Origin of the sequence: Serratia silvae, from assembly GCF_023282985.1 — a bacterium.
Classification (GTDB): domain Bacteria; phylum Pseudomonadota; class Gammaproteobacteria; order Enterobacterales; family Enterobacteriaceae; genus Chania; species Chania silvae.
In genome coordinates, this window is the sequence record NZ_JAGQDC010000014.1 from 86,402 (window position 1) to 112,735 (window position 26,334).

The following is a 26,334-nucleotide window of genomic DNA, read 5'->3' on the forward strand; positions in this document are numbered from 1 at the left end:
CTATACCCTATGGATTTCGAGCTGGCCGCTCTTGCGCATCCATGCGCTCGCGGCATTCGTACATCCCTGTACAGCACAGCTAGGCGCCAAGCTAGCTCATCCCCAGGAGCTTACTTTTCTGGGGTGGGATAGTGCAGGTAACAACGCTGCAGCTTGAAAGACGACGGGTAGAAGCGGTACAGAATATCACAATGATATTTTTCCCCATAATCCATCCGCTTAGCCTGGATTTTCTTGTTCAATAAAATCGAACGTAGATCTCGAAATATTCCGCTATCCCTGTTGGAACAATATGAATAGAGTGTACCTCATGCAACGGGCGACCAGCCCTGAAGTCACAGTCAACACGAAAGGAATTATCGATGAGCAAAGTATTGGTTCTAAAATCCAGCATCCTGGCAACTTATTCTCAGTCTAACCAATTGGCTGATTTCTTCGTTGAGCAGTGGGCCAATGCTCACAGCAACGATACCATCACCGTGCGTGACCTGGCGGCACAGCCAATTCCGGTGCTGGATGGCGAACTGGTTGGCGCAATGCGTCCATCAGATGCCCCGCTGACCCCACGCCAGAAAGAAGCACTGGCCCTGTCAGACGAACTGATTGCCGAGCTGCAAGACAACGATACTATCGTTATCGCCGCGCCGATGTACAACTTCAACATCCCAACCCAGTTGAAGAATTATTTTGACCTGATTGCCCGTGCCGGCGTCACCTTCCGCTATACCGAGAACGGCCCGGAAGGCTTGCTAAAAAACAAACGTGCCATCATTCTGACCAGCCGTGGCGGCATCCATAAAGGCACCCCAACCGACCTGGTAGAACCTTACCTGCGTCTGTTCCTGGGCTTTATCGGTATTACCGAGGTTGAGTTCGTCTTTGCCGAAGGGATTGCCTACGGTCCAGACGTTGCGACCAAGGCCCAGGCCGATGCCAAAGCGTTACTGGCCGAAGTGATCGCCGCTTAAATCGCGATGCCAGGGCGCAGAGATTGCGCTCTGGGAAGTAAAACATACCTGCAAAATCCGTTTTACCCTCATAAAAATAAGTCGTTTAAATTCCGTTGCGCGCCCTAGGGCGCGCTTTTTTTATTTCTGCAACCACTGGCCGTTAATGCCCCGGACATACTCCCCTGCAGCCGCTCGTGTCACCAGTTTCTGGCCCGCCATCCGCGCAACTTCATCGATGGCGATATGATTGCTGGCTGCCACCTGTTGGTACTTCTCGGCACGCCCGGCATTGATTTTCTTCACCAACGCCTGAGTCTCCGCGTCCTGCTTCACCGGAGCGATATAGCCACTGAGCGTTTCGCCCACCCGCCCCTGCTGCTTGGCTTCATCCAGCGTCAACGCCTGAGCCATGCCGCTGAATAACCAACCGGCGGCAATCAACCACAGATAATGCTTTTTCATGCTGGCTCCTAGAACAGACCGCTTTGGTCTTTCAGCAGGTTCTCAACGTCCTTATCCACTTTGATATGGATCTCATGCTCAATTTTGACGTTCATATTAATGGTGATGGGATCTTTAGGCGTCGCCACCTCAATGCGCGGTACGCAACCGCTCAGCAAGGATGCGCCCAACACGGCTACCAGCAATGGCATGGTCGCGTTCTTCATCGTTGTTCCTCGGGTTTAGAGAGCGCCTGCTCCAGCCACTCTTGTAAATTGTCGCCAAAGCGCAGGCTGCGCCACAGCTGAAACACGTTTTCCTGATGGCTATAGTTAAGGATAACCTCACGCTTGGCATTTTTCTGCGGATTTACGCCATCGATATGCGCCTTTAACGTCAGCTCGCCCAGGTTATCGAGATCGACCCGCGCCTTTGAGCGGTTGATTTCCATGTAGCGCAACCAATCGATGGCGGCACCGGTGGCCAGGTTATTGCTGCCAATGGCATCGGCCATATCTTTATCCAGCCGCAGCGTCATGAGCCCTGCATTGGCGATCCAGCCGTTTTGCACCAACCATTTGGGGTGGTTCAGGAAGAGCGGTAACTCGCCGTTGATGCGGCCAGACATGGCGAACTGCTTCGGTTTAAGCGCGGTAAACAGTGCGCTGAGGTCGATTTGGTCCAGTTTGAGCACCGCTGCATCATGCTGTGGCATACGTAATGCCGAAAGGCTGATATGGCCGTTCAGCATATCGACACCAATATTGCTCAGCGTCAATGGATACGCCTCGCTGTACGGATAGGTACCTTGCAGATCGGCGGTAATATTCTGCATCTCAAACAGCGTCTTGATGGATTTGATCCGCAGCATGATCGGACGTTTGGCCCCAAGCTGCCACCGGTGGTTCTTAAACCGATAGGGCAAGACAAAATCCAGCCCGCTCAATTCGCCGTCTTGCAGCCACATGCCGCCGTTGCGCACCACCCAGTGTCCACCAGCTTCGAACCCCTGCACCCGCGCCGCCGAGAATGCCGACTGGGCGTAGAACTCGCCCGCGCGCAGCTTGATATTCAGATCGGGTGAAATAAGCGGTTGGAATACCGTTAACGACTGTTTTGGCCACCAACCTTCCCCACGCAGGCGTTCACCGTCCCAACGGCCACGCAACTTGATTGGCCCAATCTGCTCGGCCTGCAACGCGCCTTGCCATTGAAAACTGTCTGGCCCCACACCCTGCAACTGCAAATCCAGCACCGAAGGCGGCAAATAACTGCCTGCACCAAAACTGGTTTTGTCAGCCTTCAATTGCACACCACCGGTAAGGCTCGGTGCTTTGCCATCCCGCTGCCACTGGATCGGCTGACTAAGCGTCAGGCGCGGCGTTGCGACCGTGACCATGCCGTATTTCAACCGATCAAAACCGGTGGACAGGCGATCGAGGGTAATGGAGCTGTCCTGCCAACGGCCACTGCCTGCGACATCCCAGGCGGCCTGTAGCGGGGGTAACTTGCCGTTACCCCAAGAGCGCCATTGCCACTGACCATGGTCTGGCCAGAAGCTCTGTGCCTGGCCGTCCAGATGCAGCTTGAAGCGACCCCAGTAACTTTCACTGGCGCTGATAATCGCCTGCAAACGGCCAGTGATCCCAAGAGCTGTGACTTTTACCCCGGCCAGCGGCAGACGGGCCTCTTCCAGCTTCATGTCCGGTGCCGGGCTGCCCCAGGCGCGCAATAACGATCCCGGCTGTAGCACCAGCGTTGGATTAAGGATAGAGCCGCTGATAATGCCGGGGATCGACGCCGTAAGAGAGAGATTGGCCAGGTTTGCCTGCCCGGTAAGCTGGAATTTCAGATCGCTGTTGGTCAGGCTCAGATTCCCCGGCCCCAACGTCAGCACCGCGTTGCCCTTTCCGTTGTGCCCGGCGGTGATCACGTTCAAACGTGCGGTAATTTGGGTTTCGTCAAACCCCTGACTCCAGTCATGTAACGCCACATTCAAACCACCGCTGAGCGGTTGTTCCAGGTAGGGCCAGCGCCATTCCCCTTTTTCGATGCTGATCTGTTTTGGCGTTAGTGCCCAGGGGAGCGTAGCCAACGGTTGGTCGCTGCCCTTTTCCGTCAGGGTCAACACACCTTGCTGCTGTTGCCAGTGCAAATTCAGCAACAAGGGTTTTTCCAGATAGGCGGTTTGTATCTCACCTTGCAACGCCCCCTGGGTTGGCAAACTATCCATATCCAACGGCACGGTGACTTTGCCCGTCAGTTGTACAGGAACCGTGCTGTTGGGCGGCGTAATGCTAAGCTTGCTTAACGTTAGCTGCTGATGTTCATCCAACAGCGCCTCGGCGGTGACGTTCTTGCCTTGATAATGCAACCGTTGGCCAGTGGCCACAGACGACAGCTGCAATTTACCGGCATAGGCTTGCCACGGGGTAAGCGTCAGAAGATTGATGTTCAGGTCAAACGGCGGCAGCATCGCTTGCAGTTGGTCTAGCGCTAACGGTGCGCTGTCACCCTCGGCGGCGGGCAATTTTGACAGGCAGGCAGTATCCACATCGACCCGTTCACCGTTCACATGCCAGGTGCCCGTTTGGTAGGACAGCTTCAGATCGCTGACGTTAGCAATGGCGCAGTTTTGAGCACTGAACTTCAGCCCATCAAGATACAAAGCCCCTTGCTGCCAGCGCAACGGCCCTTGCAAAACCAGCTGACTCCCCTGCGGCAACCAAGGAGCGATCGCACACGGCAACCAACGCGGCATGGTTTGCCACAGCGCGATGATCAACAGGATGATGCCCGCCACGATCGCTACGAATACTTTTAATCTCTTTGTCATTAAGCGCAGGTTTAGTTCCTGATAAACATCGATTAGCCAGGCGCAATGATGACACGGATCCCCTGACAGGTGAAGGTGAACCCTTCTCATCATTAATATAATAGGTTTCTCAATTTTGATATTTACCCGGTGAATATAGAAAATGGCTAATACACTGATTATCAGCATAAAACCCTAAAAGACCTGCGCCACCACAGGGCGCTAAACCATTGTCGTATTTGGCAAAATATGTTAATTTGATCACATAATCACGCGGGAGAAACCACGATGAAAATGGCGATTTACAGCACCAAACAGTATGACCGTAAGTATCTTGAATTGGTAAATCAGCAGTTTGGTTATGAGCTGGAGTTTTTCGATTTTCTGCTAAGCAAGAAAACCGCCAAAACGGCTATCGGCTGTAAGGCCGTATGCATCTTCGTCAATGACGACGGTAGCCGGGAAGTGCTGGAAGAGCTGGCCGCGCTCGGGGTCGAGATCCTCGCCCTACGTTGTGCCGGGTTCAACAACGTCGATCTGGATGCGGCGAAAGAGCTGGGCATCAAGGTGGTACGCGTTCCCGCCTATTCTCCTGAAGCCGTAGCCGAACACGCCGTGGGTATGATGATGTGCCTGAACCGCCGCATTCATCGCGCCTATCAACGTACCCGCGATGCCAACTTCTCACTGGAAGGGCTGATCGGTTTTAATATGCACAACCGCACCGCTGGGGTAATTGGTACCGGTAAGATCGGCGTAGCTACCATGCGTATCCTTAAAGGCTTTGGCATGAAGCTCTTGGCCTACGACCCCTACCCAAGCGCACAGGCGTTAGAGCTGGGTGCCGAATATGTCGATCTTAAAACGCTGTATGCCCAGGCGGACGTGATCACCCTGCACTGCCCATTAACGCCGGAAAACCATCATCTGCTGAATGCGGACGCGTTTTCCATGATGAAGGACGGCGTGATGGTGATTAACACCAGCCGCGGTGCCTTGATCGACTCTTCCGCAGCTATCGATGCCCTCAAGCAGCAGAAGATTGGTGCGCTGGGGATGGACGTGTACGAGAACGAACGCGACCTGTTCTTTGAAGACAAATCTAACGACGTGATCCAGGACGACGTTTTCCGCCGCCTGTCCGCCTGCCATAACGTGCTGTTTACCGGCCACCAGGCGTTCCTGACGGAGGAGGCGTTGACCAGTATTTCGCAAACTACGTTGAAAAATATTGAACAGCTTGCACGGGGTGAAGCCTGCCCTAATCAGCTTAATGCCTGATGCTTTGGGCCGCACTAAGCGCCCCTAATTCTTTAGACAAAACCTAAATAGGTTCGCAATAATGAAAAAACTGATCCCTTTAGCAATGGCCTGTGCGCTATTGGCTGGCTGTAGTACCGCTCAAACCAAACCACAAACCGTAGTAGAAAGCGATCTGCTGCACCATAACTTTGTGTTGCAAAGCGTGGATGGTGTGGCGGTTGCGGCGAAACAAGGCAGCGGCCCGAGCATTGAGTTCGGCGAGAAAATGAATATTTCCGGATCTATGTGCAACCGTTTCTTCGGCCAGGGCCAGTTAGAAAACGGCGTGCTGACGGTGAAAAACCTCGCCACGACCCGCATGATGTGCGCCGATCCGCAACGTAACCAATGGGATCAAACCATTGGGACGCTGCTGGCTAACGGGGCAAAAGTCTCACTCAATGGCCAACAGCTGACCCTGAGCGGCAGCGATCACCAACTGGTGTATACCCTGAAAGACTGGGTCAATTAAGTTGGCATTATACCGGGCTAGCCATTAGCCCGGTACAAACTCAGCGGGCACAGGCTCCACGGCCCAGCGCCGACTCTTCACACTGCTTGCCGTTCGGCATCTGACACATTCTGAGCGTATCGCCGTTGAGCGAATGGGCAATGGTCGTTACCCCGCCCACGCTGGCACAGCTTTCGCTGGTAGGTATCACACCAATATTGGCACTGGTGGCGATCTGCTGTGGTTCTTGGTTGTTATTGCTGCTGCAGGCAGCCAAAGAGAGTATGGCGCCGGCAAGCAGCCATTTTGCTGTGATCATTATTCGTACCCCTGAACCGAAACGATGCTGTGTAATTTTGCCATTGCTGATAACCCGAGCCACTGGAACTGATGGGCCCGTTTGGTTATCTTTGATGTCCACCCGTTGAACTTCAAGTTACCGCCTATTCATCAACAAGCGGCAACCGGAAAGACAACTTTAGTAATCTAGCTTGTTAGCTTAATAATAGAAATATGATTAGCCATTAATTTGGTTTTTTTTTGACCTGAAAGCATTTTGGCTACCGTTCAGTGCCCTGCCGACTTGGATAGCAGATTAATCACCAACACTCCGGCAATAATCAGACCCATACCAATCACCGCTGGCAAATCCAGCTTCTGCTGGTAAAAAAACACCGCGGCAATAGACACCAGCACGATCCCCAATCCCGACCAGATGGCATATACAATCCCCAGCGGCATGGTTTTTACCACCATCGAAAGCCCCCAAAATGCCACTACGTAGCCCAATACCACAAACACCGAGGGCCACAAGCGGGTAAACCCTTCAGAGGCTTTCAGCAAGGTGGTGGCGATCACTTCAGCGACAATCGCCATGGTTAAATAGATAAATGCAGTCATTTTCAACTTCTTCTTTCTGTTTAGCGTGTTAATCATTATGCAACGCGGAGATTAAATTACCGTTAATCTGCGGTAACGCTTTACCATTGCGTAGCAAATAGTAATTATTTTTTAACGAAATATCACCTTACATCCAGATTTTGTGCGCCACACAAATGCGATAAAGCACAAATAACCCCCTCTGTTAGACTTTACTAATGATTATAAGAAGCTGACTTTTGCAGCTTTGTGAGCACAGAAAGGTACTGCAGATGATTACTACAGATGGTAATAACGCTGTCGCTTCCGTGGCTTATCGCACCAGTGAAGTGATTGCCATTTACCCGATCACCCCGAGTTCGACCATGGCGGAACAAACCGCTGCCTGGTCAAGTGACGGCAGGAAAAACATTTGGGGCGATGTACCCCACGTGGTGGAGATGCAGTCCGAAGGCGGAGCCATTGCTACCGTGCACGGCGCGTTGCAAACCGGCGCACTCTCCACTTCCTTCACCTCGTCCCAGGGATTGCTGTTGATGATCCCTTCGCTGTATAAGTTGGCCGGGGAGCTGACGCCATTTGTCCTCCACGTTGCCGCTCGCACCGTCGCAACTCATGCACTATCCATCTTTGGCGATCACTCCGACGTGATGGCCGTACGCCAGACCGGTTGCGCGATGCTGTGCGCCAGTAACGTGCAAGAAGCGCAGGATTTCGCGTTGATCGCCCAGACGGCCACGCTAAACAGTCGCCTGCCGTTCATCCATTTCTTCGATGGTTTCCGCACCTCACATGAAATCAACAAGATCGCCCCGCTGAGCGACGAAGCGCTACAGCAGATGATGCCGCAAGACGCCATCGACGCTCACCGCAGCCGGGCTCTCTCACCGGATCATCCCGTCATACGCGGCACGTCAGCTAACCCGGATACCTACTTCCAATCGCGGGAAGCGACCAATCCGTGGTACGACAATACCTACCAACATGTGCAACAGGCGATGGACAAGTTTGCTGCCATCACCGGTCGCAGCTATCAGCCGTTCGAGTATTACGGCCACCCGCAGGCCGAACGCGTGGTGATCCTGATGGGGTCCGCCATCGGCACCTGTGAAGAAGCGATCGACCACCTGCTGACGCGCGGTGAAAAAGTGGGCGTCCTTAAAGTCCGGCTTTATCGTCCCTTCTCCGCCAAACATCTGCTCGCCGTACTGCCGGAAAGCGCACAAAAAATTGCGGTGCTTGACCGCACCAAAGAGCCGGGTGCTCTGGCCGAGCCTTTATACCTGGATGTGATGACCGCGCTGGCAGAAGCCTTTAGCCGTGGCGAACGCGCCAGCATGCCGATAGTGATTGGCGGGCGCTATGGGCTGTCTTCCAAGGAGTTTGGCCCAGACTGTGCGTTAGCTATCTTCCGTGAACTGATGCTGGATAAGCCCCGCCCACGCTTTACCGTAGGTATTTTCGACGATATTACCGGCCTTTCCCTACCGCTGCGCGAAGAAACTCTCCCTCAGCGGGCCTCGCTGGAAGCGCTGTTTTACGGTTTGGGCAGCGATGGTTCGGTTTCTGCCACCAAAAACAACATCAAAATCATCGGCAACAGCACGCCGATGTTTGCCCAAGGCTACTTTGTCTACGACTCGAAAAAGGCTGGCGGCCTGACCGTGTCACACCTGCGGATTAGCGATAAGCCGATCAATTCGGCGTACCTGATCAACCGCGCCGACTTTGTCGGTTGCCACCAATGGCAGTTTATCGACAAGTATCAAATGGTGGAGCGGCTAAAACCTGGCGGCATTTTCCTGCTCAACACCCCTTATAGCGCGGATGAAGTCTGGTCACGCCTGCCGCAGGAGGTCCAGGCGATCCTGCATCAGCGCCAGGCAAAACTGTATATCATCAACGCGGCCAAGCTGGCGCGCGAATGTCATTTGGGTGCCCGTATCAATACCGTGATGCAGATGGCCTTCTTCCATCTGACCAAGATCCTGCCGGGTGAAGTGGCTTTGCAGGAGCTACAGGGAGCGATTGCCCGCAGCTACAGCAACAAGGGCCAAGAGGTGGTCGAACGTAACTGGCAGGCCTTGGGTGCCACGTTGAGTGAGCTGACGGAAATCCCGCTGCGCCCACTCGACAGCAACAGTCCGATACGCCCACCGGTGGTTTCCGACACCGCGCCGTATTTTGTCAAAACCGTAACCGCCGTGATGCTGGCCGGACTGGGCGATACCCTGCCGGTTTCTGCATTCCCACCGGACGGTACCTGGCCTGTGGGCACCACGCAATGGGAAAAACGCAATATCGCCGAAGAAGTCCCGATCTGGCAACCGGACCTGTGCACCCAATGTAACCATTGCGTCGCCGCCTGCCCACATTCAGCCATTCGTGCCAAGGTGGTTCCGCCAGAAGCCATGGAGTACGCCCCTGCCACGCTGCAATCGCTGGATGTAAAATCCCGTGATATGCGCGGCCAGAAATACGTATTGCAGGTCGCCCCAGAGGACTGTACCGGCTGTAACCTGTGCGTAGAGGTTTGCCCGGCAAAAGATCGCCAGAACCCGGAAATCAAGGCGATCAATATGGCATCCCGCCTCGATCATCTGGCAGAGGAAAAGGCCCATTACGACTTCTTCCTGCAACTGCCAGAGATCGACGCTTCGCAGTTGGAACGCATCGATATCCGCACCTCGCAGCTGATCTCTCCGCTGTTTGAATATTCGGGTGCCTGTTCCGGCTGTGGCGAAACGCCGTATATCAAGCTGCTGACCCAGCTGTATGGAGACCGGTTGCTGATCGCCAACGCCACCGGCTGTTCTTCGATCTATGGCGGTAACCTACCCACCACGCCTTACACCACCAACGCCGACGGCCGTGGACCAGCCTGGGCAAACTCGCTGTTTGAGGATAATGCCGAGTTTGGTCTGGGCTTCCGCCTGACGGTGGATCAGCACCGCCGCCGCGTATTGCGTCTGCTCGACACGTTGGCACCGCAATTACCTGCCCAGTTGGTGGCCTCATTGCAGGCAGAAGAGATCGCCACCGGCCCGCGCCGCCAGCAGATCGCCGAATTACGTAGCCTGTTGGCTAACGTGGCAGGTAACGACGCCCGTCAGCTAGCTACCGATGCCGACTATCTGGTAGATAAGTCTATCTGGCTGATCGGCGGTGACGGCTGGGCCTACGATATCGGCTTCGGCGGTCTGGATCATGTGCTGAGCCTGACGGAAAACGTTAACGTGCTGGTGCTGGATACGCAGTGCTACTCCAATACCGGCGGGCAGCAATCCAAGGCCACTCCGCTGGGGGCCGTCACCAAGTTTGGTGAACACGGCAAGCGCAAGGCCCGTAAAGATCTTGGCGTCAGCATGATGATGTACGGCCATGTGTATGTTGCGCAGATCTCGTTGGGCGCGCAGCTTAACCAGACGGTGAAAGCGATTCAGGAGGCAGAAGCCTACCCTGGCCCTTCCCTGATCATCGCCTACAGCCCTTGTGAGGAACACGGTTACGATCTGGCGCTCAGCCACGACCAGATGCGGCAGCTAACCGCGACCGGCTTCTGGCCGCTATATCGCTTCGATCCGCGTCGTACTGCGGAAGGCAAAGCCGCATTGGCGCTGGACTCCCGGCCACCGAACAGTGAGCTGACGGCGACCTTGAACAAGGAACAGCGTTTCCGCCGCCTTAATACGCAGCAGCCAGAGGTTGCAGCCGCGTTGTATGAGGCAGCAGAAAAGGAACTGAAGGAGAAATACGATTTCCTTAGCTTGCTGGCTGGAAAGTCAGAGAAGGCAAGTTCGGAGTAACTCTGTTGAGGGCGCGGTTTCGCGCCCTTTTATCATACTATAATCGAAGACGAATCAATGGTAAGTAACGGTTTGTTCAGATCTACTTTAGCCTCATTAAGAATGCTCTTTAGGGCCGCTGTTAAGGCAACGTTTATCATCTCCAACAGATCATCATTCGAGATATAACCTTTCCCGGCCTCGGATAGACTTCTTGATAACCTATCCAGAGAGGCGTTTGTTTCTTCGGTAAGAAAGACCAGAATCGGCCCTCTTAGCGCACTTATAGCTTCGCTTGCAGCTTCAGCTTTAACTCTCTGAGCAGTCACATACTCATCATTCTGCATTTCAAATGCATCATGCGGATTAATGCCTTCGAAATAGTTCATTTGCGTTACTATGGCCGTGGACCAGTTAGCAATGTGAGTCACCAAAGTTGTATAATACTTTTCTTTACTGATCCAATTTTGTTGGCTTACCCAGTGACTGCCAGATAAAGAGGTTTTGATCCACTCCGTATCTTTCGTGGTCTCTCTTAATTGCTGACTTAATTCTGAAAAATGCGCATCATTAGCTCTATTTTCACCACGCTTTTTGAAATATGCCCCACCAAATGCACCAATAGTTGCACCTAGCAACCCAATCCCACCCGCAATAAGATATGTAGTCGCTTGCATATCTTTTAACTGGGGTACTATTTCAGAAATTATCATTCGAACATTTTCAGGAGCCATATTTACCCTTTAAGCTTTCAATGCCAATCATACATAGTCTGATTTCTCAGGCTACATTATAAGCGTAATCTAGTTACAGTAGTCTGCTTACCCTCGTCGTTTCTAACAAGTAGAACATTGTTGTAAACGCGCTGACATTGTCATCATCCCATACACCACACTTTTCCCCACAACCTGTTTCCAACCAGCTACATGATCACGGCAAAGCGTAAGAGAACCGTGAAAAAGTCGAGCCTGAAGAGATAAAACGAATAATGATCAAATCCTCCCAGAGAATGCTAAACTTGCCCGCTAAAAGTGTCATACCGCCGTAGCGCACCCAAATGAGAACGAGCTCGATTTAAATGTCAGAAAATCAAACAATTAGCCAAAAAGAGCAGTACAACCTCAACAAACTGCAAAAACGCCTGCGCCGCAACGTGGGTGAAGCTATCGCCGCCTACAACATGATTGAGGAAGGCGATCGCATCATGGTTTGCCTGTCCGGCGGGAAAGACAGCTACACCATGCTGGAGATCCTGCGCAATCTGCAAAAAAGCGCTCCGGTGAATTTCTCATTGGTCGCAGTGAATCTCGATCAGAAACAACCCGGCTTCCCCGAGCATATCCTGCCAGCCTATCTGGAAAGCCTGGGGGTGGAATATAAGATCGTTGAAGAAAACACCTACAGCATCGTGAAGGATAAGATCCCGGAAGGCAAAACCACCTGCTCCCTGTGTTCACGCCTGCGCCGCGGTATCCTTTACCGTACCGCCACCGAGCTGGGTGCCACCAAGATTGCCCTTGGCCACCACCGTGACGATATCCTGCAAACGCTGTTCCTCAACATGTTCTACGGCGGCAAGCTGAAAGGTATGCCACCCAAGTTGATGAGTGACGATGGTAAACACGTGGTGATCCGCCCGCTGGCCTATTGCCGCGAGAAAGACATCGAGCGTTTCTCGGTAGCGAAAGAATTCCCGATTATCCCGTGCAACCTGTGTGGCTCACAGCCAAACCTGCAACGCCAGGTGATTGGCGATATGCTGCGCGACTGGGACAAACGCTACCCAGGCCGCATCGAAACCATGTTCAGCGCCATGCAGAACGTGGTGCCTTCGCATCTGTGCGATACCGAACTGTTTGACTTCAAAGGCATTCACCACGGCAGCGAAGTGGTCGATGGTGGCGATTTGGCGTTTGACCGTGAAGATATTCCACTGCAACCGGTGGGTTGGCAGCCGGAAGACTCGGATGACAACGGCTCACCCGCGTTTGAACGCCTGAACGTGCTGGAAATCAAATAGTCCCTCTCTCCGCCTGTGCCCGCAGGCGGAGGTTTTTTCCCCGCTTAATTTTAGATCCTGTTCACAATTCACGCATAAAGTGCCTGACAGTGCGGCTTTTACCTTATACTGTTTATTTATACAGTCAAAGGAGACCAACGATGAATATCACCCCCTGCCTTTCCCACGTCTCGCTGGGAACCAACAATTTCGATGCCGCCGCACAGTTTTATGACCAGGTTCTCGGTGCGTTAGGCTGCCGGCGCGTGCTGGAACACCCTGGCGCTATCGGCTATGGCCGTGACTATCCTGAATTTTGGTTGCAACTGCCGATAGACGGCAAACCCGCAGGCACCGCAAACGGTGTGCATGTTGGCTTCTTCGCCACCAGCAAGCAGCAGGTTGATGAGTTTTATCAACAGGCGGTAGCCGCTGGGGCCCAAGGTGACGGTGCGCCGGGCTCACGACCGCATTACGGGGCCGCCTATTACGGCTGTTTCGTCCGGGATCTGGATGGGCATAAGATAGAGGCCAGTTTCTGGGACGAAAGCGCGGCTTAGCCTAATCGGAGCGACATGTAGTTAACCGGGCGTAGCATGCTGCGCCCCTACGGAGTGAACCGGTTGTTTGGGATTAGCCGAAGGGAAAAAAGCATAAAAAAATGCCGGTGATTAAACCGGCATCGTATTGAATTAAATGTGCTATGCAATAATTCTAAAAATAAGAAAGTAAAACAATTATGGAGCGCAACGCCCATCGCTTGACGTTGCATTCACCTGCAAGAGTAAGGATGCCGTAGTTCGCGTGAGCAAATGTTGATACTGCTCAACTTTACTCGCGTTTTCGCCACTATTTATCGTTATAGCCAGCGGCTCCGCCTCAACCACCAGGCAACGCCCCCGACCAATGCCACCAGCATGAAACAGAAAGAGGCAAACGCCAGTGGGCTATCGCTGCCTGGGATCCCCCCCAGGTTGACCCCAAACAGCCCGGTCAAAAAGGTAGTGGGCAAAAAGACCATCGCCATCAGTGACATGGTGTAGGTACGGCGGTTCATGGCGTCGGCCATCACGGTAGTGATTTCATCGGACAGGATCGCCGTGCGGGCAATGCTGCCATCCAGGTCATCTAATCCGCGCCCCAGGCGGTCGGCAATGTCCTGCATGCGGCGGCGTTCATCGTCATTCATCCACGGCAGGCGGTCGCTCGCTAAACGTGAGAAGACATCGCGCTGCGGTGCCATGTAGCGGCGTAGCACAATCAACTGTTTGCGGATCAGTGCCAACTGCCCACGCTCCGGGGTTTGCTGCTCCAACAGCGCATCTTCCAGATCGATGATCTTGTCGTGCAGATCTTCAATGAATTCACTGGTGTGGTCGGTGAGCGCATCAGCGATTTCCACCAGCCAGTTACCGCTATTAATCGGCCCCTGGCCATTACGCAATTCATTGACTACCTCATCGATTGAGTAGACCTTGCGATGACGAGTGGAAATAATCAACTTATCGGTGATGTACACGCGGAACGTCACCAGTTGGTCAGGCCGTGAATCCGTATTGAAGTTGATGCCACGCAGCGTGATCAGCGTCCCATCGCCCAACCGGGTGACGCGTGGCCGGGTACTTTCCCCCGCCAGTGCTTCTCTTACCAAATCTGGCAGCAGCGGTGTATTAGCCAGCCACTCGGCGCTAGCCGGATGAGCATAGTCCAGATGCAGCCAGCATGGCTCCTCGCTAGTGATCTTATCGTCATCCTCAATTGGCGTAGTACCACCCTTGCCGTCGAGTTGATAGGCATAGACCGCGTCGGGCACCTGCAGTTCGCGCCCTTCAATGACATCCATTCAAAACCCTCGTTATTTTGCCGTTGATACAGAGTCTAGCGTTATTGCCTTAGGGATCAAAGTGGCAACGCCATAACGGGATCTGAAAGTAAAAAGCCCCCGCATTAGCGAAGGCTTGGTAGGCAACAAGACTCTGAACATTAATGTTTCAGAATATACATTTCCTGGCTATAGGCGACATCTTCAGGGTTAGTGATTGGGTAACCCTTCACCCAGGGCTTGATTAGACGGCCATTGGTGTATTGATAGATCGGGGCGATCGGGGCCTCGGCCGCAATCATCTGCTCGGCCTTGTTATAATCAGCGGTTAACGCCGTTGGATTAGTCTCGCGACTGGCGTCGGCCAGCAGGCGGTCGTATTGCGGGCTGTTAAATTTGGCGATATTCCCGCTGTGTGAAGAGGTCAGCAGCGACAGGAAGGTCGAGGCCTCGTTGTAATCCCCCACCCAGGAGGCGCGAACCACGTCGAAATTGCCGGTGTTACGGCTGTCGATATAGGTTTTCCACTCCTGATTTTGCAGTTTAACGTCAACCCCCAAGGTTTGCTTCCACATTGACGCCACGGCAATGGCAATCTTTTGGTGACTCTCTGAGGTGTTATACAGCAGGGTCAATTTCAGGGGATGGTTCGGCCCATAACCCGCTGCCTGCATCAGCGCCTTAGCCTGTTCGTTCAACTCTTCCTGTGACTGTTGCTGCAACAGGCTGGTTTCTGGCTTAAAGCCCGCGGTGACATCCGGCGTGAAGTGGTAGGCCGGTTTCTCGCCGGTGCCCAGCACTTTTTCGGCAATGATCTTGCGATCGATAGCGTAAGACAAGGCTTTACGCACCCGAACATCATTGGTTGGCGCACGCTGGGTATTGAACGCGTAGTAATAAGTGCCTAGTTGGTCCGGCGTGTAAACCTGGTCTGGGATATCCTTCAACAGCTTCTGGTACATGTTTTTCGGGAAGGACTCGGTAATGTCGATATCACCAGCCTGATAACGCTTGGTCGCGTTGGATTCCTGGTTAATCGGTACAAAAGTCACCTTGGTCAACACGGTGTGTTTATGATCCCAATAATGGTCGTTCGGCACCAGTACCAGTTTCTCGTTAACTACCCGCTCTTGCAGTTTGAATGCGCCGTTGCCTACCAGATTGCCCACTTTGGTCCAATCATTGCCGTATTGCTCAACCACGGCTTTAGGAACCGGGAACAGGCTGAAATTCGCCGTCAGGCTGACAAAATAGGGCACCGGTTTGTTCAGTTGTACTTTTAACGTGTGGTCATCCACCGCCACCACGCCAAGCTTATCGATGGGCTGCTTACCGGCGATAATCTCTTCAGCATTCTGGATCCCGGCTAGCTGAGCAAACCAGGCAAACGGCGACAGGCTTTTCGGATCGACCAGCCGTTGCCAGCTATAAACGAAGTCTTTCGCCGTGACAGGGTCACCGTTGGACCAGCGGGCATCTTTGCGTAGCGTGAAGATATAGGTCTGGTTATCCGAGGTCTGCCAACGCGTAGCAACACCTGGGATCACTTTGCCATGCGCGTCCTGATTCACCAGCCCTTCAAACAGATCGCGTGCCACCTGCGCTTCTGGCAGGCCCACGGCTTTAATCGGATCGAGCGACGCCGGCTCATCTTTGATGTGCCGCACGATCTCCTGTTTCTCCGCCAGAGAGGTACCTGGGGGAACCTGAGCTGCCATAGCACCACTAATACCCGCGCTGATGGTGACAGCGCAAAGCGTTAAACGAAAACTCGCCAGAATTTTTCTTCTCGTCATGTTAGATATGCCCCAGTTAACCCCATGAATTTTTTATCATATAGCACAAAGATACCCGCTACCTATAGCCACGCGTAACAAGAATGTCAAAAGTGGAAGTTTGATCCAAAAAAAAAGCCCGCAGCCATTATCGGCAATGCGGGCTGATTGCTTAGGCAGGATCAGTCGTAAAGATGAATACTGGCGATCTTATAGCTGAACTCTTCCCCCTCTTCTTCATCGAAGATGGTGAAATAGCCTTTCTCTACCAGTGGGTTGAGCTGGATATCGGTCTTTTGCAACTGGCGTGATTCGGCGTCGTCAAAACCATAGTCGAGGAAGAACTCCCCTTTCTGATGATCCACGTGCAGGGTGAACGGGTAGTTGGACTCGTCCCCACGTCCATCGTCATTTTTCACTACGCCAAACCACTCACCCTGACGGATCTGGTTTTCTGCATCCACGCCGCACAGTAAGGTGATGGTGTCTTTTTCGTTTTCGCTGTAACGCGCGACTATTCTGGCAACTGGCATGATAAATCCTCTCTGTCGTTAGCACTTTGTCGATAGTATAACAATCAGCGTCGAATTATTCGCTGAACAGACTGGGAAAGATGAGCTAAAGCGTAATACACTCAATAACATCGCAATTATTTCTGACTTTAGCTTAAAGGGAAACTCCATGACCCAACACAGACCGCGCAGTGAGCGTGGCCAGCTGGCAGTTGCAGGTGAAACTTACGGTAAATCGATGTTAGGCGCCCCGCTGCTGTATTTCCCGGCGGCCAAAAGCGGCCCGGATACCGGGTTAGTGATTGCAGGCACCCACGGGGATGAAACGGCCGCAGTGGTGACGTTATCCTGCGCATTACGCAGTATCGCCCCCGCCCAACTGCGCCATCATGTGATCCTGGCGGTCAATCCGGATGGTTGCCAGCTTGGGTTGCGCTCCAATGCCAATGGCGTCGATCTGAACCGCAATTTCCCGGCGGCCAACTGGCGCTCTGGCGATACAGTCTATCGTTGGAACAGTGCGGCGGAAGCTCGTGACGTGCGACTCTCCACCGGTGGCAGGCCCGGTTCCGAACCGGAAACCCAGGGATTGTGCCATTTAATCCATCGCCTGAAGCCACGCTGGGTGGTGTCCTTCCATGAGCCATTGGCCTGTATAGAAGACCCGGAAAGCTCCGCGCTGGGCGTTTGGCTGGCGCATAAATTTGCCCTGCCGCTGGTGACCAGCGTCGGCTATGAAACGCCCGGGTCATTCGGCAGTTGGTGTGCAGACTTGTCTTTGCCCTGCATCACCGCCGAGTTCCCACCGGTCTCAGCCGACACCGCCAGTGAAAACTACCTTGCCGCCATGGTCGAGCTGCTGACCTATGCTGACTAGCGTGAAAGCTCAATAGCACCGCACTCAAAGGCCAAACCTGGTACTACGTCTTTAGCCAGCCAGGTTGGGCCATCAAGATCCACAAAACGTGCGCCAGGCACCAACGGCAGCGCCGCAGTAATGGCTCTTGAGGTGCAGAGCATACAGCCGAGCATGATCTCAAAGCCCTGCGCCCGCGCCTGTGCGGCAAGCCGTAACCCTTCGGTCAGCCCACCGGTTTTATCCAGTTTGATATTGACCATCTGATAGCGCCCCGCCAACCTCGGCAGATCGCCGCTGGTATGGCAGCTCTCGTCGGCGCAAATCGGTAATGGATGGATGAAGTTTTCCAGGGCGCTGTCGTCGCTGGCCGGTAAGGGTTGCTCCAGCATCGCCACGCCTAAATCCGCCAGCAGTTGGCAACGTGATGCCAAGCCTTCGGCCTGCCAGGATTCATTGGCATCGACGATCAACGTCATCTGCGGCACTGCCGTGCGGATCGCCACCAACCTTTCGCTGATCAGGTGATCGTCGAGCTTAATTTTCAGCAGCGTCGCGCCCTGTTGCTCAAGCTCTTTAGCGGCAAAGGCCATCGCTTCCGGCGAGCCAATGCTAAGCGTTTGCGCCATCACAACCCGTTCCGGTGCGATAACGTCGCTCAATTGCCATAGATCTTTGCCAGCAAGGCGGCATTCCAAATCCCACAATGCCGAATCAACCGCGTTACGAGCCGCCCCCGCAGGCATCAGCCGTTGTAACTCCTGCCGGGTTACCCCTTGCGCGATGGCCGTTGACACCTCGGCCAACTGTTCCATCACCGAGGTCTCGCTCTCGCCATAGCGCGGATAAGGGGTGCATTCACCGACACCGCGCATACCCTGTTGTTCAATCTCTACTACCACGACTTTGGCTTCGGTCCGGCTACCGCGTGCGATCACAAAGGCGGTATGCAATGGCCAGGCTTCAGGGTAAAAACGCATGCTTCTCATAATGGCTCCCGAGCGAAAAAAGCACATAAAGTCAGTCCACTATACCTGCAGTTTAGAAACTTTATCTATCCAAGGTGCGAATGTTGCCTTAAACTGCTTCGAGATTGTGAACCCGGTGTTAATCGGCTTCACATCTTTGTATAAACATCGTTGAAAGGAACCGAGCAATGACTCAGACCGTACATTTTCAAGGCAACCCTGTCACTGTAGCAGGCAAACTGCCACAGCAGGGCGAGCAGGCAAAAAGCTTTACCCTGGTTGCCAAAGACCTGTCAGACGTTGCACTGAGCAGCTTCGTGGGTAAACGCAAAGTCCTGAACATCTTCCCAAGCATTGATACCGGCGTCTGTGCCGCATCGGTGCGTAAATTCAACCAGTTGGCGAGTGGCCTGGATAACACCGTGGTCCTGTGTATCTCTTCCGACCTGCCGTTCGCCCAGTCACGCTTCTGTGGTGCAGAAGGCCTGAACAACGTGGTTACCCTATCTACCCTGCGCGGCGGTGATTTCAAGCAGGCTTACGGTGTAGAGATCGCCGAAGGCCCATTGGCCGGTCTGACCGCGCGTGCCGTGGTGGTGCTGGATGGCCAGGACAACGTGCTGTATAGCGAGCTGGTAAACGAAATTACCACCGAGCCAGACTATGATGCTGCGCTTGCCGCGCTGAAATAAGCCTGTAGAAATTAAAAAGCCCGGTTTTTAAGCCGGGCTTTTTTATGCCTGAAATGCAGCAGCGTTATTCTTCGCTGTCGTCGGTGAGCTTGCGATTGCTCAGGCCGTATTCCCGCAGTTTATTGGCAATTGCCGTATGCGAGACGCCCAAGCGCTTGGCCAGTTTTCGGGTGCTGGGATAAGTGCGATAAAGGCGAGTCAGCACCGAGCGTTCAAAGCGCTTGCTGATATCATCCAGAGAGCCTTCCATCACTTCATCCCCTAGCGCTATCTCCACCTCAAAATCCGGCAGAATGATATCTTGTGGGCGCAGTTCATAGCCGTCCGTTTGGGTCAGGGCACGATAGATGGCATTCTTCAGCTGTCGCACGTTGCCCGGCCAGCCGTACTTGCAGAGGAAGCTACTGAGATCGTTGGCCAGTTTCGGCCTGGCGACCCCTTGTTCATCAGCAAAGCGCGCCACAAACAGCTCGGTGAGCGGCATGACATCCTGCGGGCGTTCGCGCAGCGGCGGGATAGTGATGGTCAGCACGTTCAAACGGTAGTAAAGATCTTCACGGAATTCACCACGCTGCACCAGTTCGGTCAGGTTTTTCTGCGTGGCGCAAATCACCCGGACGTCCACATGCACCTCATGCTCTTCCCCTACTCGACGGAAAGTACCGTCGTTGAGGAAACGCAGCAGTTTGGTTTGCATACGTGGCGACATCTCGCCAATCTCATCCAGCAGCACCGAACCGCCGTTGGCCTGCTCAAAGAAGCCCTTCTTGCCTTCCAACGCATTCGGATAAGCGCCCGGTGCATGGCCAAACAGCTCGCTCTCTACCACGTCGTCCGGCAAGGCAGCACAGTTCAGCGCCAGGAACGGTTGTTTGCCGCGTGGGCTACGCAGGTGGCAGGCTCGCGCCAGAATATCTTTCCCCGTGCCGGTATCGCCCACAATCAACAATGGCGCATCCAACATGGCCAACTTACGCGCCTGCTCCAGCACGTGGCGCATTTTCGGGCTGACGGCAACGATATGATCAAACTCGGTATCGTCATTCACCGACAGGTTCTGCAACTGACGGCCCATACGGGCGGTGGATTTGAGCATTACCACCGCGCCTACGGGAGCATTCTGCTGCTGCTCATCTTCCAGGTAGATCGGGGTAATATCCATCAGGAAATCCTGGCTACGGATCACCACCCGCTCGGAATGCGGCTTAGTGTCCTCACTCTCCAGCCAGCGGCTGAAGTTATAGCCACCGATCAGCTGGCTCGCCGTTTGATTGCGGATCTTGTCTTCGCTGAAGCTGAACAGCGTCTGTGCCGCCGGGTTGGCCAGTTCCACCTTGCCTTTCATATCGATGGAGAACACCGGTTCCGGCATCGACTCCAGCAACGCACGTAATGCGCGATGTTCACGCTCGGAAGGCATAAAGTTAACGGTGCGCACATCGGTCACACCGCTGATGCGCCGGATCTCCGCCATCAGCGCGCGGAAGGTATCAAAATCCAGCTGGGAAAAATTCAGGTAAATACGGCCGATAGGATCAATTTCGATGCCGCGCAGGTCAATACCGCGCGATACTAAAAGATCGAGTAACTCTCGAGTGAGACCGAGACGGTCTTCGCAAAATACTTCCAAACGCATCAGTATTGGCCTTATCTCTGCAGGTGCGGGGATGTCTGATGATGATGATACCCTCTCCCCCCGGAAGGAAGAAGCGATCTGTCAGCAAAAGTTGACAGAGCTCCAGTTTATCACTGCTATTGGTGGTTTTAAACGCCACCCAATAATACCATCGGCGTAATTTTAGCTTATCTTTAGAGTGTTATCACATTCCGCATTATTTTGGCAGCTGATTATAATGCAGTCACAGGGGGATAATCTTTCGTCAATCTGTGGTTACAAACCGCAAAAAGGGCCACTCGCCGGTTACAAATGATAGTAATTCTCGTCTGACTATTAATCACGATGCCAAACAGGAAAGGAATACGCCAACCCCAGGCTTCCACACTCGCCTCTGGCATGGTGTTTACCAATATCACCAAGGTCATGGCGGCAAATACGCTACCCGCACCTTGGCTCGCAACCTGCCATCCCCCGTAAAACCCACGGTTATGAGGTTTGGCATACTCTACCAATAAGGTGGTTGATGCGCCTAACTCACCGCCTGCGGAGAAGCCTTGTATCAGCCTGGCCAGGGTAATGATGATCGGGGCAGCAATCCCTATGCGTTCATATGACGGAGTGATACCAATCGTCAGGGTACTGAGCCCCATCAACAGGAACGTCAGCGTCATGGCGGGCTTGCGCCCTTTTTTATCGGCATAATGGCCGATGACCAGCGCCCCCAACGGCCTGGCAAGATAACCCATCCCAAAGATCAGGAAGGTCATCGTCATGCTCACCAAAGGGTCTGACGCGGGGAAATAAGCTTTTGCTATATAGGTCGCAAAAAATGCGTAGAGCACCAGATCAAAAAACTCTAATCCATTGCCTAACGTGGTGGCCACAATGGCCCTAGCCGGGGACTTTTTTTCCTTGACGCTATCCATCGCCTGTCCTTTTAAGAAAAAATATCTGCTGCGGAGTGGATATTATCGAATCCGCTATTTGGGTAGGATTGTCTTATCAAATCGTCGAATACGGGTAACCAACCTCAATAGGGCGCGGCACACAGCGCCCCGACAAGTTCAGCAGTATCACCAACGTATTATTGGCCGAGGTTTATTCCTTTAAAAACTCTTGCGTCAACGCAGACCAATAGGCGATCCCTCTGAGTATAATTTCATCATTAAAATCATAACCAGGGTTATGTACCATGCAGCTATTTTCACCCTGGCCGTTACCTAATAATAAATAACTGCCTGGGCACTGGTTCAACATAAAGGCAAAATCTTCGCTACCCATTAACGGTTCCGGGATATCAATGACCTGCTGCGGATGGCTTTCGCCCATTAAATTTTTCGCCACCTGCTTGGCAAAGCGGGTCATCTCCGGTTGGTTGACCAACACCGGATAGGTGTGATCATAGTCAATATCGATGCTGGCACCATATGAGGCCGCCTAGGCCGCTACTAACGTCTTGATACGTTCTTCCAACAACTCCCTGACTTGCGGATCCAACGCACGCACGCTTAATTTTAATACCGCAGAATCAGCGATAACATTACTTGCCATACCTGACTGGAATGAACCTACGGTGATCACGCCGGGTTCTTGCGCCCCCAGGGTACTGATGAATATGTCGACGGAGGGTTTGGCTTTCATCGGCATAGGGTTGGAAGGTTTCTAAGTTCGACTCTTGGTGCGGCATGTTGATGACCTCCTGTCCTTGGGATTATGTCTTGATGCGGAAATTGCGAACCAATACGGCGGTTTACTCCGCTGACGCAGTTATGTATTCAGATTGATTGTCCGTCGAATATACCGTCTTCTTGGCCGTTGTCCGTGGGATTTTTCGTGACCAAGGGCGCAAAACAAACACTTTATTAACTTTTAATTAACAATCAATGGATGTCACAGAGGCGTTCGAAGGGAAGGAAGTTTTTTGGCAGTGCGGCAATAAGGCTGCGTCTGATTGACGCAGCCTGGCGGAGTCAGACTTTGCTTGAGCCTTTTTTCATGGTGTCTTTTAGCTGATTAATCAATTGACCACGGAAATCACCCAGTTTTGGCTTATCGCCTTCTAACCAGGGTAATGGACGGCATAACTCCATCGCCTTGATGCCCAAACGCGCCGTTAACAGACCGGCTCCAATCCCCTGCGCAGCCCGCGCAGACAGCCGCGCCGCAATATCCTGTGACATCCAGTCCATGCCCACTTCCCGCACCAGTTCGGAGGCACCGGCAAAGGCGATATTCAGCAACACCAGGCGGAACAGACGGATGCGGCTGAAATAGCCCAGCTCGATACCATACAGTGCCGCAATGCGGTTAATCAGGCGGATATTGCGCCAGGCGATAAAGGCCATATCCACCAAGGCCAACGGGCTGACGGCGATCATCAGCGTCGACTCTGCCGCCGAACGGCTGATTTCGCGCCGCGCCTGATTATCCAACACCGGTTGCACCAGCTTGGCATACAGCGCAACCACTTCGCGGTCGTTCTGGGTCTCATGTAATGAAGCCTGCCAGCGTTGCAATGCGGGGTGCCCTTGATCTAACCCGGCCTGACGCGCCAGCTTTTCACAAAACTCACGCCCTCTCCCCAGGCCGTGACTATGCAGCAGTTCTCGAGCTTCATCACGCTCTTCTGCACGTTGCCGTAAGCGATATAACCTGCGCCATTCCCCCACCACCGAACCGATGCCGGCAAAGACGATCAGCCCACCGGCGATGCCACCACCCAGCGCGATCCAATCCTGCTGCACCCAGGAGGTATGCACCCACTGGACACCTTGAGCCACCACGCTGACGCCAAACAGCATCAGCCCGGCGTTAACCATTTTACGCCACAGGCTGCGCTTGGGTTTCAACGCGGCGTTAACAATGCCTTCCGCGCGCCCTTCCTCTTCTTCTTGCTCCATCTCTGGCGCTGCCGGATAGAATTTCTCTGCCTGCTGTTCGTCAAACTCCAAACCAGCTCGCAATACCGGTTCCTGTGGTGGCTGCAACGGCTCGGCAAAATCGATACGCGGTTTTAACGGCTCGCTCATCGTAATTTATCTCCCAATAAAAACTCCATCACCGCGTCCAGACGGATATGCGGTAACGGACTGTCAACGCTCATCATGCGCGGGCGGAACTGGTCAAAATGGAATCCTTGTTGCTGCCAGAACGTCGGGCCAGGCAGGCGCGCAGGCACTTCGCCGGGGAAGACCGTCAGCGGTGCGCCATCGTCCAGGCGGTGGCCTTTCAAGGCCGGGATAGGCTGCCCTTGATGATCGACAATGCCGCTTTCGGTCGCCTGTACCGAAGCCAGGCCAACGCAGTCCATGCTGATGCCTTCAAACGCAGCGTTCTGCCAGGCCTCCTGCACCAATTGCTGTAACAGCGAAACCAGGTTGGCGTGCTGATCGGCAGTGATGTGATCCGCCTTGGTTGCTGCGAACATCAGTTTGTCGATAGTCGGCGAAAACAGGCGGCGGAACAGCGTGCGCTTGCCGTAGTGGAAGCTTTGCATCAACTGGGTCAGCGCCAAACGCATATCATTAAACGCCTGCGGCCCGCTGTTGAGCGGTTGCAGGCAGTCCACCAGCACAATCTGGCGGTCAAAACGCACAAAGTGCTCTTTATAAAACGCCTTGACGATCGACTGGCAGTAATAGTTAAAACGGGCGCGCAGCATGCCCGCATTAGTATGTTTGTCTGCCTGAGCCAGGCGCGATTCCCCTGCCGCATCGACGTTTGGCCATGGGAAGAACTGCAACGCGGGCGCACCGGCCATATCGCCAGGCAGCACAAAACGCCCAGGCTGGATAAAGTGCAACCCTTCGGCCTTACAGCGCAGCAGATAATCGGTATAGGCCTGGGCGATCGCCGCCAGCTTGTTTTCATCCGCCGGGGCCAGCGGATCGAGATCTTTGCATAATGCCAGCCAAGGCTCGGCCCAGCGTGCACGGTCGCCCTGCAATAGCCCGGCCATCTGACGTGACCAAGCCAGGTAGTCCTGTTCCAGCATCGGCAAATCCAGCAGCCATTCGCCGGGATAGTCGACGATCTCCAGATACAGGGTGGAGGTTTCTTTAAAATGGCGCAGTAGTGAATCATTGGAACGATAGCGCAGCGCCAGGCGGATTTCGCTGACGCCACGCGTTGGCGTTGGCCAACTTGGCGGATCGCCATACAGTTGCGCCAGACCTTCGTCGTAGGTGAAGCGCTGGATACCGAGATCGCGTTGAGGAATGCGTTTCACACCCAGCAGCCGTTCTTCCCGCACCGGGGAAAACAGCGGCATACGCGCGCCGCTGTGAACATGGAGTAATTGATTGACCAATCCGGTGATAAACGCCGTCTTACCGCTGCGGCTCAAGCCGGTTACTGCCAACCGCAGATGGCGATCCATCCCGCGATTGACCAGCGAAGTTAACTCATTTTGCAGTCGTTTCATTGTTCTCCTTGGCATAGCGCCCGAACGCCTTGTTCAGCCCTTTGCGAAACAGCGGTTCCAGCAACAGGGCCAACACGTAACGCAGCGGTTTGCGGCTGACGGTTTTCAGCAACCACGTGGTTGCCCCCGCCGGGCCATAACTCATTAGCACTATGATGATGACTTTCGACAAGGTCTTCAACAATGCACCTACTCCCCATTTTGGTGAAGCGGTTTTTGGGGCATTAATCGCATAGGTTTTACTCATGGTTGATGCCCTCTGGCAAATGTTGGGAGAAAGATTGGTGCAATGCCTGGCCTGCGACGTAAGCAGGCCCGTGCATCGTTAACAGAGATTACAGCTGGCGAAAGCGGCTCTGCACGCCAAAGGTGTCAGACGTGACGTAGCGTTCAACCTTGCGCAACTGCTGCTCCCCGCTGCTCAATTCGTATTCCAGCTTATCGAGCAACTGGCGCGGTGTGTCAGAATGTTCGTCCTGAAAACGGCTGGCTGGAGCTTCATCAAGCACAAAGACCAGAGCGATATAGGCGACCACCGTAATGAAAAACAGCCCGAAGAACAGCGACAACACGGCAATCACCCGGATCAAACGTACGGGCACGTCAAAATAGTGGGCAAGGCCAGCGCAAACGCCCTTCAGCATGCCTTCTTCAGGCACCCGGTACAGTTTTTTACTGCCCAGCGAGTTGCCTTTGTATGCACGGTAATCATCGTCGTAGCGAGAGCGATCACCATACTTTCCTCTGTTGTGGTCTCTGCGCATTACGACTGCCTCCAATTCGGGTGTTCCGCATCAAGAATGTCTTCCAGCGCCTGAATACGGTCGCGCATGCGTGAGGCCTGTTCCGCCAGCTGCGTCAGACGTTGCATCTCCTGATGACTCAGTTGAACGCCGCTCTGTTGCCGATTGCTGTAATGCAACCAAAGCCAAATCGGTGCGACAAACAGCACAAAGATTGTCAACGGGATGGCAAGTAATAGAGCACTCATTTCAATTCCTTCTTTTTGGCCGTAGTGTGGCGGCCACGCTGGGTGGCCGCTTTAG

28 protein-coding genes are annotated in these 26,334 nt (G+C 53.7%); 9 read left to right on the forward strand and 19 right to left on the reverse strand.

Annotation, left to right across the window (positions count from 1 at the left end):
• Positions 1–362: 362 nt before the first annotated feature.
• Positions 363–968 carry an FMN-dependent NADH-azoreductase gene (locus tag KAJ71_RS16595; protein ID WP_248946748.1) on the forward strand — a complete coding sequence of 202 codons (606 nt, stop codon included), beginning with the start codon at positions 363–365 and terminating at the stop codon, positions 966–968.
• A 120-nt stretch (positions 969–1,088) separates the two neighbouring features.
• Here the strand turns inward: KAJ71_RS16595 and KAJ71_RS16600 are convergent, their stop codons facing one another.
• Genes KAJ71_RS16600 through KAJ71_RS16610 form a run of 3 tightly spaced genes read right to left on the reverse strand, consistent with a single transcriptional unit; the run spans position 1,089 to position 4,227 of the window.
• Positions 1,089–1,412, reverse strand: coding sequence for a YdbL family probable chaperone protein (locus tag KAJ71_RS16600; protein WP_248946749.1), 324 nt, complete (start codon positions 1,410–1,412; stop codon positions 1,089–1,091).
• An 8-nt stretch (positions 1,413–1,420) separates the two neighbouring features.
• Positions 1,421–1,603, reverse strand: coding sequence for a YnbE family lipoprotein (locus tag KAJ71_RS16605; RefSeq protein ID WP_248946793.1), 183 nt, complete (start codon positions 1,601–1,603; stop codon positions 1,421–1,423).
• An 11-nt stretch (positions 1,604–1,614) separates the two neighbouring features.
• Positions 1,615–4,227, reverse strand: a complete 2,613-nt coding sequence (locus tag KAJ71_RS16610) for a YdbH family protein (protein ID WP_248946750.1) — start codon at positions 4,225–4,227, stop codon at positions 1,615–1,617.
• 267 nt (positions 4,228–4,494) lie between these two features.
• On the opposite strand from KAJ71_RS16610, the gene KAJ71_RS16615 reads away from it, so the two are divergent.
• Both KAJ71_RS16615 and hslJ read left to right on the forward strand, forming a co-directional pair.
• Entirely contained in the window at positions 4,495–5,487 is a 993-nt protein-coding gene (locus tag KAJ71_RS16615; protein WP_024486550.1) for a 2-hydroxyacid dehydrogenase, read from the forward strand.
• A 61-nt stretch (positions 5,488–5,548) separates the two neighbouring features.
• A complete protein-coding gene (hslJ, locus tag KAJ71_RS16620; RefSeq protein WP_248946751.1) occupies positions 5,549–5,980 on the forward strand; it encodes a heat shock protein HslJ in 432 nt (143 codons plus the stop codon).
• A gap of 40 nt (positions 5,981–6,020) precedes the next feature.
• On the opposite strand, the gene KAJ71_RS16625 is transcribed toward hslJ, so the two are convergent.
• Positions 6,021–6,278: a putative hemolysin gene (locus KAJ71_RS16625; protein WP_248946752.1), complete on the reverse strand. Its 258-nt coding sequence runs from the start codon at positions 6,276–6,278 to the stop codon at positions 6,021–6,023.
• Positions 6,279–6,526: 248 nt separating this feature from the next.
• Positions 6,527–6,859, reverse strand: a complete 333-nt coding sequence (locus tag KAJ71_RS16630) for an SMR family transporter (protein WP_248946753.1) — start codon at positions 6,857–6,859, stop codon at positions 6,527–6,529.
• Between the two features lie 251 nt (positions 6,860–7,110).
• Here KAJ71_RS16630 and nifJ point away from each other — a divergent pair, with 251 nt between their 5' ends.
• Positions 7,111–10,644, forward strand: a complete 3,534-nt coding sequence (gene nifJ, locus KAJ71_RS16635) for a pyruvate:ferredoxin (flavodoxin) oxidoreductase (RefSeq protein ID WP_248946754.1) — start codon at positions 7,111–7,113, stop codon at positions 10,642–10,644.
• 32 nt (positions 10,645–10,676) lie between these two features.
• Here nifJ and KAJ71_RS16640 read toward each other — a convergent pair whose 3' ends face one another.
• Positions 10,677–11,357, reverse strand: a complete 681-nt coding sequence (locus KAJ71_RS16640; RefSeq protein ID WP_248946755.1) for a hypothetical protein — start codon at positions 11,355–11,357, stop codon at positions 10,677–10,679.
• A gap of 344 nt (positions 11,358–11,701) precedes the next feature.
• Between KAJ71_RS16640 and ttcA the strand changes: the two genes are divergently transcribed.
• Together ttcA and KAJ71_RS16650 are read left to right on the forward strand one after the other, a co-directional pair.
• A complete protein-coding gene (ttcA, locus tag KAJ71_RS16645) occupies positions 11,702–12,643 on the forward strand; it encodes a tRNA 2-thiocytidine(32) synthetase TtcA (RefSeq protein ID WP_024486026.1) in 942 nt (313 codons plus the stop codon).
• A gap of 140 nt (positions 12,644–12,783) precedes the next feature.
• Complete coding sequence (locus KAJ71_RS16650; RefSeq protein WP_121606957.1) at positions 12,784–13,182, forward strand: VOC family protein; 399 nt, start codon at positions 12,784–12,786, stop codon at positions 13,180–13,182.
• Positions 13,183–13,481: 299 nt separating this feature from the next.
• Here KAJ71_RS16650 and zntB read toward each other — a convergent pair whose 3' ends face one another.
• From zntB to KAJ71_RS16665, 3 genes are all read right to left on the reverse strand, one after another.
• Positions 13,482–14,465 (reverse strand): zinc transporter ZntB, encoded by a 984-nt coding sequence (gene zntB / locus KAJ71_RS16655; protein WP_248946756.1) that lies wholly within the window; start codon positions 14,463–14,465, stop codon positions 13,482–13,484.
• A 140-nt stretch (positions 14,466–14,605) separates the two neighbouring features.
• Positions 14,606–16,240: a peptide ABC transporter substrate-binding protein gene (locus KAJ71_RS16660; protein ID WP_248946757.1), complete on the reverse strand. Its 1,635-nt coding sequence runs from the start codon at positions 16,238–16,240 to the stop codon at positions 14,606–14,608.
• Between the two features lie 161 nt (positions 16,241–16,401).
• Positions 16,402–16,752, reverse strand: a complete 351-nt coding sequence (locus tag KAJ71_RS16665; protein ID WP_024486022.1) for a hypothetical protein — start codon at positions 16,750–16,752, stop codon at positions 16,402–16,404.
• 148 nt (positions 16,753–16,900) lie between these two features.
• Here KAJ71_RS16665 and mpaA point away from each other — a divergent pair, with 148 nt between their 5' ends.
• Positions 16,901–17,608, forward strand: coding sequence for a murein tripeptide amidase MpaA (gene mpaA, locus KAJ71_RS16670; RefSeq protein WP_248946758.1), 708 nt, complete (start codon positions 16,901–16,903; stop codon positions 17,606–17,608).
• Here mpaA and ycjG read toward each other — a convergent pair.
• A complete protein-coding gene (gene ycjG, locus KAJ71_RS16675; RefSeq protein ID WP_248946759.1) occupies positions 17,605–18,576 on the reverse strand; it encodes an L-Ala-D/L-Glu epimerase in 972 nt (323 codons plus the stop codon). The genes mpaA and ycjG overlap by 4 nt on opposite strands.
• Positions 18,577–18,743: 167 nt before the next feature.
• Here ycjG and tpx point away from each other — a divergent pair, with 167 nt between their 5' ends.
• Positions 18,744–19,247 (forward strand): thiol peroxidase, encoded by a 504-nt coding sequence (tpx, locus tag KAJ71_RS16680; protein ID WP_021182242.1) that lies wholly within the window; start codon positions 18,744–18,746, stop codon positions 19,245–19,247.
• Positions 19,248–19,311: 64 nt separating this feature from the next.
• On the opposite strand, the gene tyrR is transcribed toward tpx, so the two are convergent.
• The gene (gene tyrR / locus KAJ71_RS16685; protein ID WP_248946760.1) at positions 19,312–20,883 is read right to left on the reverse strand and encodes a transcriptional regulator TyrR; all 1,572 of its coding nucleotides are present in this window, start codon (positions 20,881–20,883) and stop codon (positions 19,312–19,314) included.
• A gap of 31 nt (positions 20,884–20,914) precedes the next feature.
• On the opposite strand from tyrR, the gene KAJ71_RS23475 reads away from it, so the two are divergent.
• Positions 20,915–21,043: a hypothetical protein gene (locus KAJ71_RS23475; RefSeq protein WP_283106803.1), complete on the forward strand. Its 129-nt coding sequence runs from the start codon at positions 20,915–20,917 to the stop codon at positions 21,041–21,043.
• Positions 21,044–21,095: 52 nt separating this feature from the next.
• Here the strand turns inward: KAJ71_RS23475 and KAJ71_RS16690 are convergent, their stop codons facing one another.
• The 8 genes from KAJ71_RS16690 to pspB form a co-directional block, all read right to left on the reverse strand.
• Positions 21,096–21,791 carry an MFS transporter gene (locus KAJ71_RS16690; protein WP_248946761.1) on the reverse strand — a complete coding sequence of 232 codons (696 nt, stop codon included), beginning with the start codon at positions 21,789–21,791 and terminating at the stop codon, positions 21,096–21,098.
• A 172-nt stretch (positions 21,792–21,963) separates the two neighbouring features.
• Positions 21,964–22,281, reverse strand: a complete 318-nt coding sequence (locus tag KAJ71_RS16695) for a M20/M25/M40 family metallo-hydrolase (protein WP_311295027.1) — start codon at positions 22,279–22,281, stop codon at positions 21,964–21,966.
• Positions 22,282–22,302: 21 nt separating this feature from the next.
• Positions 22,303–22,512: a peptidase dimerization domain-containing protein gene (locus KAJ71_RS16700; RefSeq protein ID WP_248946763.1), complete on the reverse strand. Its 210-nt coding sequence runs from the start codon at positions 22,510–22,512 to the stop codon at positions 22,303–22,305.
• Positions 22,513–22,835: 323 nt separating this feature from the next.
• Complete coding sequence (locus KAJ71_RS16705) at positions 22,836–23,894, reverse strand: YcjF family protein (protein WP_248946764.1); 1,059 nt, start codon at positions 23,892–23,894, stop codon at positions 22,836–22,838.
• Positions 23,891–25,288: a YcjX family GTP-binding protein gene (locus KAJ71_RS16710; protein WP_248946765.1), complete on the reverse strand. Its 1,398-nt coding sequence runs from the start codon at positions 25,286–25,288 to the stop codon at positions 23,891–23,893. The genes KAJ71_RS16705 and KAJ71_RS16710 overlap by 4 nt, the downstream gene beginning before the upstream one ends.
• The gene (gene pspD / locus KAJ71_RS16715; protein ID WP_248946766.1) at positions 25,269–25,535 is read right to left on the reverse strand and encodes a phage shock protein PspD; all 267 of its coding nucleotides are present in this window, start codon (positions 25,533–25,535) and stop codon (positions 25,269–25,271) included. The genes KAJ71_RS16710 and pspD overlap by 20 nt, the downstream gene beginning before the upstream one ends.
• An 88-nt stretch (positions 25,536–25,623) precedes the next feature.
• Positions 25,624–26,052: an envelope stress response membrane protein PspC gene (gene pspC, locus KAJ71_RS16720; RefSeq protein ID WP_283106804.1), complete on the reverse strand. Its 429-nt coding sequence runs from the start codon at positions 26,050–26,052 to the stop codon at positions 25,624–25,626.
• Positions 26,052–26,279 (reverse strand): envelope stress response membrane protein PspB, encoded by a 228-nt coding sequence (gene pspB / locus KAJ71_RS16725; protein WP_021182064.1) that lies wholly within the window; start codon positions 26,277–26,279, stop codon positions 26,052–26,054. Before pspB ends, pspC begins: the two co-directional genes overlap by 1 nt.
• Between the last annotated feature and the right edge of the window lie 55 nt (positions 26,280–26,334).